Origin of the sequence: Rathayibacter sp. VKM Ac-2759 (genome assembly GCF_009834225.1) — a bacterium.
In the GTDB taxonomy this organism is placed as follows: domain Bacteria; phylum Actinomycetota; class Actinomycetes; order Actinomycetales; family Microbacteriaceae; genus Rathayibacter.
In genome coordinates this window covers 2,115,387-2,126,176 of record NZ_CP047176.1, presented here as the reverse complement: position 1 = coordinate 2,126,176, position 10,790 = coordinate 2,115,387, and the positions used below count along the sequence as shown (strand labels likewise).

Here is a 10,790-nt window from a genome sequence, read left to right as displayed (position 1 = left end):
CGGGTCGCGGCCGGCTCGTTCGAAACGCTGGAACGCGTTTCTCACCGTCGCCTCGTACCTTCGGTACGTCAGCGACGGTGCTGCAGGACGTGCCGGCCGAGCGGCGGGTCCGCGGCTCCTCGACAGCGAAGAACCCCCACCGCTCATGTGCGGTGGGGGTTCTCGTGTTCCGGGTGAGGGAAGCCGGAACGTCGAGGGAGCCCGGGCGAGGGGCTGTCTCGCGGTCCGGGCTCCCTCGGTCGTCAGTCGGTGGGGCGGAGGTAGAGCACCCCGAGCGGAGGCAGGATCAGCTCGGCGGACGCGGGGCGACCGGCCCACGGCTCCTCCCGGGCCTCGACCGCACCGAAGTTGCCGACACCGGAGCCGCCGTAGATCTCGGCGTCGGTGTTGACGAGCTCCTCCCAGCGGCCCGCCTGAGGCAGACCGACCCGGTAGCCGTGGACCGGCGACCCCGAGAAGTTCGCGATGATCGCCACGGAGCGGCCCTCGCGGTCGCGGCGGAGGAACGAGATCACGTTCGGCGCCGCGGACCCGCCGTCGATCCACTCGAAGCCGGCCTGCTCGTTGTCGAGCTCCCACAGCGAGGTCGACTCGCGGTAGACGCGGTTCAGCTCGCCGACGAGGCTCCACAGACCCTTGTGGCTCGGCTGGTCGAGGATCCACCAGTCGAGTCCGCGCTCCTCGCTCCACTCGGAGTACTGCCCGAACTCCTGCCCCATGAAGAGCAGCTGCTTTCCGGGGTGCGCCCACATGAACGCCAGGTAGGCGCGCACGTTCGCGAGCTGCTGCCAGTGGTCGCCGGGCATCTTGTTGATCAGCGAGCCCTTGCCGTGCACGACCTCGTCGTGGCTGATGGGCAGGACGAAGTTCTCGCTGAACGCGTAGACGAACGAGAAGGTCAGCTCGCCCAGGTGGTACTGGCGCCAGAGCGGATCGTTCGCCATGTAGTCGAGCGAGTCGTGCATCCAGCCCATGTTCCACTTGAGCCCGAAGCCGAGCCCGCCCGAGACGGTGGGCTGCGTGACGCCCGGCCAGCTCGTCGACTCCTCGGCGATCATCATGATGCCGGGGTAGAGCTTGTAGGCCGTGGCGTTCACCTCCTGGAGGAAGCTGATCGCCTCGAGGTGCTCGCGCCCGCCGTGCTCGTTCGGCAGCCACTCGCCCTCCTTGCGGGAGTAGTCGAGGTAGAGCATCGAGGCGACGGCGTCGACCCGGAGGCCGTCCACGTGGAACTCCTCGAGCCAGAACAGCGCGTTCGCGACCAGGAAGTTGCGCACCTGCGTGTGACCGAAGTCGAAGACGTAGGTACCCCAGTCCATCTGCTCGCCGCGGCGCCAGTCGGGGTGCTCGTACAGCGGCTCGCCGTCGAAGCGGGCGAGCGCGAAGTCGTCCTTGGGGAAGTGGCCGGGGACCCAGTCGACGATCACGCCGATGCCCGCCTGGTGCAGGCGGTCGATCAGGTACTTGAGGTCGTCGGCGGTGCCGAAGCGGCTCGACGCGGCGAAGTAGCCGGTCACCTGGTAGCCCCACGAGCCTCCGAAGGGGTGCTCGGCGAGCGGCATGAACTCGACGTGGGTGAAGCCGAGGGCGGTGATGTACTCGATCAGCGGATCGGCGACGTCGCGGTAGCCGAGCCCCGGCTTCCACGAGCCGAGGTGCATCTCGTAGACGCTCATCGGCTGCGTGTGCGGGTCGACGGCGGCGCGCTGCTGCATCCAGGCGGAGTCGTTCCAGTGGTGGTGCGACACCGGGATGCGCGAGGCCGTGGCGGGAGGGACCTCGGTGGCGCGCGCCATCGGGTCGGCCTTGCGGACCCAGCGGCCGTCGCGCGAGAGCAGGTCGAACTTGTAGGACGCGCCGGGCTCGAGGCCGGGCACGAAGATCTCCCACACGCCGGTGACGCCGAGGTTGCGGAGCGAGTGCCCCTCGCCGCTCCACTCGTTGAAGTCGCCGACGACGCGGACGGCCTGCGCGTGCGGCGCCCAGACCGAGAAGGAGGTGCCCCAGACGCCCTCGTGCTCGCGGTGCCGAGCGCCGAGCGCCTCCCAGAGCCGTTCGTGGCGGCCCTCGCCGATCAGGTAGAGGTCGAAGTCGCCGACGGTCTTCGAGAACCGGTAGGGGTCCTCCGCCGTCCACGAGGCGTCGTCGCCGTAGCTCGCCTCGATCGTGTACGCCTGCGGTCCGAGGATGTGGAAGCCCTGCCAGATCCCGCTGTGCAGGTGGGTCAGCTCGACCCGGGCTCCGGTGGACAGCACGGCGACGACGCGGTCGGCGAGCGGGCGGCGGGTGCGCACCACGGTCACCTCGTCGGCGATGCCGGCGGCCGAGACGACGTGCTGGCCGAGGACGTCGTGGGGGAGCGCGTTGCTGCCGGTCGCGACCTGCTGCAGGATCCACTCCGGGATCTCGGGGAGCGCGATGGCCGCGGACCCCTCGACCGGGCCGGACTCGGCGGCCGGGGCCGCGGAGGCGGCGGGCGCCGGGGAGTCGTCGCCGTCCTGTGCCGGAGCGACCTCGTCCGTCTCGACGGGGACCGGAGCGGCCTCGGCCGCGGGCTCGTCCGTCTCAGGGGAGACCGGAGCGGGGTCCGCCGCGTGCCGCGGGGTCGCCACGGTGGTCGTCGCGGCGCTCGTGCCGGTGGTGACGACCGTCTCGACGCGCGGGGTCAGCCCCGCGGCCTCGGCGGCGCTCGTTCCGTCGTTCTCGGGAACCGTGTCGCTCATCGTTCGTCCGCCTTCACGCTCAGGATGTGCACGGGCTCGACGAAGGAGTCGAGTCGCACGTAGTTGTCGCTGCCCCAGGTCCAGACCGCGCCGGTGATCAGGTCCTCGACCTCGAAGCTCGCGCCCCAGTCGAGCCCGAGCGCCGGGAGGTCGAGGTGCACCGTCGTCTCGCGCGCCGAGTGCGGGTCGGTGTTCGCGACCACGAGGATCGTGTCGGCCGACCCCGTGCCGGTGAAGGCGCGGTCGAGGTGCTTCGAGTAGACGAGGATCGCGTCGTCGTCGCTGCCGTGCACCAGCAGGTTGCGCAGCTGGCCGAGCGCGGGGTGCGCTCGGCGGATCTCGTTGAGGCGGGTGATGTACGGGGCGATGGAGCGGCCCGCGGCCTCCGCCGCGGCCCAGTCGCGCACCTTGTACTGGAACTTCTCGTTGTCGATGTTCTCCTCGGCGCCGGGGCGCGCGACGTTCTCGATCAGCTCGAAGCCGGAGTAGACGCCCCAGAGCGGCGAGGCCGTCGCGGCGAGCGCGGCGCGCACCTTGTAGGCGGAGGGGCCGCCGTACTGGAGGTACTCGGTGAGGATGTCGGGCGTGTTCACGAAGAGGTTCGGCCGCATGTAGTCGGCCGTCTCCTGCGAGATGCTCGTGAAGAACTCGGTGAGCTCCTCCTTGGTGTTGCGCCAGGTGAAGTACGAGTACGACTGCTGGAAGCCCACCTTGCCGAGCGCACGCATGATCGCGGGGCGGGTGAACGCCTCCGCGAGGAACACGACCTCGGGGTGCTTCGCGTTCACCTCGTGGATGACCCACTCCCAGAAGTCGAGCGGCTTGGTGTGCGGGTTGTCGACCCGGAAGATCGACACGCCGAGCGAGATCCAGTACTCGAGGATCCGCAGCGACTCCTGCCGGATGCCGGCCGGGTCGTTGTCGAAGTTGATCGGATAGATGTCCTGGTACTTCTTCGGCGGGTTCTCGGCGTAGGCGATCGTGCCGTCGGGGAGGGTCGTGAACCACTCCGGGTGGCTGGTCACCCACGGGTGGTCGGGCGAGGCCTGCAGGGCGAAGTCGAGCGCCAGCTCGAGGCCCGCTCCGGTGACCGCCGCGTGGAAGGCGCGGAAGTCGTCCACCGTGCCGAGGTCCGGGTGGATGGCGTCGTGGCCGCCGTCGCTCGAGCCGATCGCCCACGGCGAGCCGGGGTCGGTCTCGGAGGCGTTCAGCGTGTTGTTCGGACCCTTGCGGAACGTGCGGCCGATCGGGTGGATCGGCGGCAGGTAGAGGACGTCGAAGCCCATCTCGGCGACCGCGGGGACGCGCAGGGCGGCGGTGCGGAAGGAGCCGCTGGTGACGGAGCCGTCCTCGTTCTGGACGGCGCCCTCGGAGCGAGGGAAGAACTCGTACCAGGCGCCGACCCCGGCGCGCGTGCGCTCCACGTGGACGGTGCGCGGCGCGGAGACGCTCGCGAGGCTCATCACGGGACGTGCGTCGAGTGCTCCGTGCACGGCGGCGTCGGTGGCCGCAGCGAGGCGCTCCTCGGGCAGGAGGGAGGCGTCGGCGACGTGGGAGGCGGCCTCGGTGAGCAGCGTGCGCTCGGCACCAGGCCGCTCCTCGTCCTCCGCGGCGCTGCGGAGGAGCCCCGCGCCGAGCGCGAAGGTCACGTCGAGGTCGAGGCCGGCGGGGATCTTGACCTCGGCAGTGTGCAGCCAGGTCGCCCAGTCGTCGGCGAAGGCGCGGATGCGGTACGTCCAGTCGCCCTCGGCGTCGAGGAGCACGAGCCGGCCGTAGCGGTCGGTGCCGGTCGCGAGCAGCGACATCCGGTGCTCCGACTCGGCGCCCTCGGGCGAGGTGAGGAGGAGGTCGACGCCGATGAGGTCGTGGCCCTCGCGGAACGCCGTGGCGGCGAACGGGACGACCTCGCCGACGAAGGCCTTGGCCGGCCAGCGGTCGTCCTCGAGTCGCGGCTGCGGGTCGATGATCGGGATCCGCTCGGCGCGGACCTCGTAGCCGCTGCCCGTCGGCGGGGCGGGCGGCGCCGTCTCGGGAGTGGAGAGGGCCGCGGCGACCGGCGGTGCGGCTGCGGCCGCCTCCTCGGGAGCGGGAGCGGGAGCGGGAGCCGGCTCCGGAGGCGTCGTCACCTCCTCCGGCGCGGGTCGCCCGCGTCCTGCTCGTCGTGCGTCCTTGCCGTGCGGGGCCTTGAAGAAAGGTGTCTGAGCCACGACTCGACAGTAGCGACCGGGGCAGCCTTTGGCACGCCGGTTGCGCCCGTGCTCGGGGCTGTGCAAAAGGGTCGGCCGGACCTCTCGCTCGCTCGCGCGACCTCGGGCTGCGATCCCGTCCGACCCTCTGCCGGCGGGCCGATCGCACGCGGGCCGTTCGCGGCAGCGAGCCCGAGCGTCCCCTTGCGGACATGTCCGGTAGCGGTGATTGTCAGCGGGCGTCTCCGGGTGACACGGTGCTGGGGCGACCCACGCCGGTCGACCAGACTCGACCCGGAGGCCCCCATGCCCGCCCTCTCCGCCCTGCCTCCCACCATGCCCGAGGAGGGCTCCCCCTCCTGGGCCGCTCCGCGGCGACGAGCGCGTCGCGTCCAGGGGCGCAGCCTCTTCGCGTCGACGGCGCTGCTCGCGCTCCTCGCGGGCCTCCTCGCGCCTCTCGCCACGGCAGCCGATCCGATCGCCGCGGCTCCGACGGCGAACGGAGTCGCCGGCTGGGGCAAGAACCTCGACCGGCAGACCATCGCGCCGGCCGGCCGGACTGACCGACGTCGTCGCCGTCTCCGCCGGCCCCGACTGGAGCCTCGCGCTGCGCGGCGACGGCACTGTCGCCGCCTGGGGGTACAACGGTGCCGGACAGACCAGGGTCCCCACCGGGCTCACGGACGTCACCGCCATCGCCGCCGGCCTCTATCACGGCCTCGCGCTGAACAGCGACGGCACCGTCACCGCCTGGGGCGACAGCACCTTCGGGCAGGCCACCGTTCCTGCGGGTCTCTCGGGCGTCACCGCCATCGCCGCCGGTCGCTACTTCAGCCTCGCGCTGAAGAGCGACGGCACCGTCACCGGCTGGGGGAGCAACTCGACCGGGCAGATCGCCGTTCCCGCGGGTCTCACGGGCGTCACCGCCATCGCGGCCGGCAGCGGTCACGCCCTCGCACTGACGAGCGACGGCACCGTCACGGCCTGGGGTGACGACTACTCCGGGCAGTGCACCGTTCCCGCAGGGCTCACCGGAGTCACCGCCATCGCCGCCGGGAGCTCCCACAGCCTCGCGGTCACGTCAGCCGGCACCGTCACGGCCTGGGGCGGCGACTTCTCCGGGCAGAGCACCGTTCCCGCGGTACTGACCGGCGTCACCGCCGTCGCCGCCGGCGGCTCCGACAGCCTCGCGCTCACGAGCGCCGGCACCGTCGCGGCCTGGGGGGACAACCGCTTCGGGCAGGCCGTGGTCCCCGCGGGAGTCGCCGGCGTCACCGCGATCTCGACCAGCGAATCCCACCACCTCGCGGTGGGTCCTCGGCCCGTCCTGACGGCCGATGCGCCGCCGACGACGGCCTCCGTCGGCACCGGATCCTCCTACTCGTTCGCCGCTCGGGACAGCGCCGCGACGTTCGAGGTGTCGTCGGGGACCCTTCCCGACGGACTCGCCCTCAGCTCAGCCGGGGTCCTCTCCGGGACACCCACCACCGCCGGGGAGTCCGTCTTCACCGTCGCCGCCCGGAACCCCTTCGGCACGACCGACGGTGCGTCCCACACGATCACCGTCGAGGCGTCGGCGACCCCGCCGACCGTGACCGGTGCCCCGGGACCGGGAACGGTCGACACCCCGTACGACTTCACCTACACCGTCACCGGGAGCCCCACTCCCGACGTCTCGGTGCTGTCGGGCCGGCTGCCTGCGGGGCTCAGCCTCGACTCGGCCGGGCGTCTGACCGGCACCCCGACCGCCGCGGGAACGTCCACCTTCACCGTTCGCGCCGAGAACGCGTCCGGGACCGCCGACGCGACCAGCACCGTCACCATCGCACCGGCGCCTGCTGCTCCGGTGCTCTCCGGTTCCGCAGGCGACGGGATCGTCGGCTCCGCGTACGACTTCGGCTACACCGTCACCGGCACCCCGACCCCCACGGTCTCCGTGTCCTCCGGCACGGTGCCTCCGGGCCTCACCCTCGACCCGGCCGGGCGCCTCGCCGGCACGCCGACCACCGCCGGCACGTTCGTGTTCACCCTCGAGGCCGTCAGCGCGGCCGGTGCCGCGCAGGTCACCGATTCGGTCACCATCGCCTCCGCGGACATCGCTCCGGCCGTCTCCGGCGATGCTCCTGGCGGGACCGTGGGCTCCGCGTACGACTTCGCCTACACCGTCTCCGGAACCCCGACCCCGACCGCGTCGGTGACCTCGGGCACCCTGCCTCCGGGTCTCACCCTGAGCACGGCCGGGCGCCTCACCGGCACGCCGACCACTCCGGGGAGCTACACGTTCACACTCTCGGCCGCGAACGGCGCCGGCACCGCACAGGTCGGCGACACGATCGCCATCGCCATCGCCATCGCCGCCGCCGGCGTCGCGCCGGCCATCTCCGGCGTAGTGGCGGCCGGGATGGTCGGCTCCGCGTACGACTGCACGTACACCGTCACCGGCACCCCTACTCCCACCGCTCGGTGGTCTCGGGCACGCTGCCTCCGGGACTCGCCCTGAGCACCGCCGGGCGCCTCACCGGCACCCCGACCATCGCAGGGACCTACACCTTCACCGCGCGAGCGGAGAACTCGGCCGGGACCGCGCAGGCGACCAGCACGCTGACCGTCTCACCGCAGAGGGCCACCACCCCGAAGGCCGACTTGCGGGTGGATCTCTCCGGGCCCGGCTCGGCCGTGAAGGGCAGGACCGCCACGTACACGGTCGTCACGACCAACGCCGGACCGGCCGCCTCGACGTCGGTCTACTCGAAGGTGATCCTGCCCTCGACCGTGCAGTTCGTGTCCGCGACGGGGAAGTACACCCGGATCGGGAACATCGTCGTCTTCCAGCGCTCGAGCCTGAGCAACGGGCAGACCGTGACGGAGAAGATCACCGTCAAGGCCACGAGCACAGGTCGGGGCACCGCTCTGGCGACCACGTTCTCGGTGAAGACGCCCGACCCGTCGATCCGCAGCAACTCCGACACGGTGAGCACCACGGTCCGCTGATCATCGGCTCGTGACACGGGCGGGCGGCCCTCCGGGGCTGCCCGCCCTCCTCGTTCCCGCCGACCGGCGGCGCACGGTGCGTGTCACCCGCCGGAGTGCGCTCTCACGAGCGCGGGGGAGGAGACGTCGCCGCGTCGCCGGCGGAGACGTCCGTCCCGTGCGTCCGGCGACCGCACCTCGCGGCGGACGAGCGGTCCAGTAGGGTGTGCTCGCGCGACCGCCCCGGCGCTCCCGCGCCTGTGTCCGCCGGGGTCCGCAGAGAGTCGAGGAGTGCCGTGAAGGCCATCCGCCGCTTCACCGTCCGATCCGTCCTCCCGCCCGCGCTCTCGGCGCTCGGCGAGCTCGCGGGCAACCTCCGCTGGGCCTGGCACGAGCCCACCCGCCGCCTGTTCGAGCGGGTCGATCCCGAGCTCTGGCGACGCGGCGGCGCCGACCCGACCGCGCTGCTCGGAGCCGTGAGCCCCGAGCGCCTCGCCGAGCTCGCCGGCGACCAGGGCTTCGTCGACGACGCGTGGCGCCTGCGCGACGACCTCGAGCGCTACCGCACCGAGCCGCGCTGGTACCAGTCGCTGCCCGAGTCGGCGCCGCGGGCGATCGCCTACTTCTCGCCCGAGTTCGGCATCGCCGCCGCCCTGCCGCAGTACTCGGGCGGTCTCGGCATCCTCGCGGGCGATCACCTCAAGGCGTCCTCCGACCTCGGGATCCCGCTGACCGGAGTCGGCCTCTTCTACCGGTCGGGCTACTTCTCGCAGGGTCTCACGGCCGACGGCTGGCAGCTCGAGTCCTACCCCTCGCTCGACCCCGACGGCCTGCCGCTGCGGGTCGTGCGCCTGGCCGACGGCTCTCCGGCGCGGATCGTCCTCGCGCTGCCGGACGGCCGTGCGCTGTACGCGCGGGTGTGGCGGGCCGAGGTCGGCCGCGTGACCCTCCTCCTCCTCGACACCGACATCCCCGAGAACGAGGACTCGCTGCGGGCCACCACCGACCGGCTCTACGGCGGCGGCGGCGAGCACCGCCTCCTCCAGGAGCTGCTGCTGGGCATCGGCGGCGTCCGCGCCCTCGAGCTGTGGTCCGAGGTGTCGGGCGCGCCGCTGCCCGAGGTGTTCCACACCAACGAGGGTCACGCGGGCTTCCAGGGCCTCGAGCGCATCTCGGGCCTCATCGGCTCCGGCCTCGACTTCGACCAGGCCCTGCAGGTCGTGCGCGCGAGCACGGTCTTCACCACCCACACCCCGGTGCCCGCCGGGATCGACCGCTTCGACCGCGGGCTCATCGAGGAGTACTTCTCGACCGAGCTGCTGCCCGGGGTCCAGGTCGAGGACGTTCTCGCCCTCGGCGCCGAGGACGGCTCGGACGGCCGCTTCAACATGGCGTTCATGGGCCTCCGCCTCGCCCAGCGCTCGAACGGGGTGTCGAAGCTCCACGGCGAGGTGAGCCGCTCGATGTTCTCGCCGCTCTGGCCCGGGTTCGACACGGCGGAGGTGCCGATCGGCTCCGTCACCAACGGCGTCCACGCGGCCACCTGGACCGATCCGGTGCTCACCGCGCTGGCCCGCGACCGCCTCGGGACCGAGGACACGACGCAGGCCGACTGGGCGTCCGGCGCGCTCAGCGACGGCGAGATCTGGCACGCCCGGCGCACGATGCGCGAGCAGCTCGTGCGCGACGCCCGCGTCCGCGCGGCGAGATCGTGGCGCGAGCAGAACCCGGGCGGTCTCACCCCGGCCTGGCTCGACGACCTGCTCGATCCCGACGTCCTGACGATCGGCTTCGCACGCCGCGTGCCCACCTACAAGCGGCTCACGCTGATGCTGCACGACCCCGAGCGGCTGCGCGCCCTGCTCACCCACCCCGAGCACCCGATCCAGATCGTGATCGCGGGCAAGTCGCACCCCGCCGACGAGGAGGGCAAGCGGCTCATCCAGAAGCTCGTGCGGTTCGCCCAGGAGCCCGACGTGCGGCGGAGGATCGTCTTCCTCCCCGACTACGACATCGCGATGGCGCAGCTGCTCTACCCCGGCACCGATGTCTGGCTCAACAACCCGCTCCGCCCGCTCGAGGCGTGCGGCACCTCCGGGATGAAGGCGGCGCTCAACGGATCGCTCAACCTCTCGATCCTCGACGGCTGGTGGAACGAGTACTTCGACGGCGAGAACGGCTGGGCGATCCCCTCCTCCGATCGCGCCCTCGACCCGGAGGCGCGCGACACCCTCGAGGCCGACGCGCTTTACGAGCTGCTCGAGAGCGAGGTCGTGCCCCGCTTCTACGAGCGCGACCACGACGGAGTCCCGCGGCGCTGGGTGCGCTCGATCCGGCACACGCTGGCGACGCTCTCGCCCGAGCTCTCCGCGGAGCGGATGGTGCGCCAGTACGTCGACGATCTGTACCGCCCGGCGGCCGCGGCCGGTCGCGCGATCGTCGTCGACCACTTCGAGCCCGCGAAGGAGCTCTCGGCGTGGAAGCTGCGGGTCCGAGCGGGCTGGCCGGGCGTCTCCGTGGCCTCGGTCGAGTCGGGCGGCATCGACGCGGTGCCGCAGCGCGGCGACCGGCTGGCGGTGCGCGCGGGCGTGCTCCTCGGCGATCTGCACCCCGAGGACGTCACGGTCCAGGTGGTGTACGGCACGGCCGCCGCGGACGGATCGCTGACCGACGTCCGGCTCCAGGAGCTCGAGGTGGCGGAGTCGGCGGGCGCCGTCGTGCCGGCCGACGCGGTGGGCCGCGTGCCCTACGCGGGCGTGGTCACGCTCGACCGCAGCGGGACGTTCGGCTACACCGTCCGCGTGGTGCCGCAGCACCCGCTCCTCGCACGCTCGTCCGAGCTCGGACTGGTCGCCGCCGCCGGCTGAGCGGCCGCGCTCGGGAGGGAGTGGGGACGCCCGCCCGGCCCGCT

At 72.5% G+C, this 10,790-nt stretch carries 5 protein-coding genes; 3 read left to right on the top strand and 2 right to left on the bottom strand.

Annotated features, from left to right (window positions below):
- Positions 1–242: 242 nt before the first annotated feature.
- Positions 243–2,723, bottom strand: a complete 2,481-nt coding sequence (gene glgB / locus GSU68_RS09755) for a 1,4-alpha-glucan branching protein GlgB (RefSeq protein WP_159907770.1) — start codon at positions 2,721–2,723, stop codon at positions 243–245.
- Entirely contained in the window at positions 2,720–4,690 is a 1,971-nt protein-coding gene (locus GSU68_RS09750; RefSeq protein ID WP_244259481.1) for an alpha-1,4-glucan--maltose-1-phosphate maltosyltransferase, read from the bottom strand. The genes glgB and GSU68_RS09750 overlap by 4 nt, the downstream gene beginning before the upstream one ends.
- Positions 4,691–6,155: 1,465 nt before the next feature.
- On the opposite strand from GSU68_RS09750, the gene GSU68_RS09730 reads away from it, so the two are divergent.
- The 3 genes from GSU68_RS09730 (at position 6,156) to glgP (ending at position 10,746) form a co-directional block, all read left to right on the top strand.
- Entirely contained in the window at positions 6,156–7,409 is a 1,254-nt protein-coding gene (locus GSU68_RS09730) for a putative Ig domain-containing protein (protein ID WP_159907767.1), read from the top strand.
- On the top strand, positions 7,373–7,900 hold the full coding sequence (locus GSU68_RS09725; RefSeq protein ID WP_159907764.1) for a DUF11 domain-containing protein: 528 nt from the start codon (positions 7,373–7,375) through the stop codon (positions 7,898–7,900). The genes GSU68_RS09730 and GSU68_RS09725 overlap by 37 nt, the downstream gene beginning before the upstream one ends.
- 275 nt (positions 7,901–8,175) lie before the next feature.
- A complete protein-coding gene (gene glgP / locus GSU68_RS09720) occupies positions 8,176–10,746 on the top strand; it encodes an alpha-glucan family phosphorylase (RefSeq protein ID WP_159907762.1) in 2,571 nt (856 codons plus the stop codon).
- Positions 10,747–10,790 lie beyond the last annotated feature (44 nt).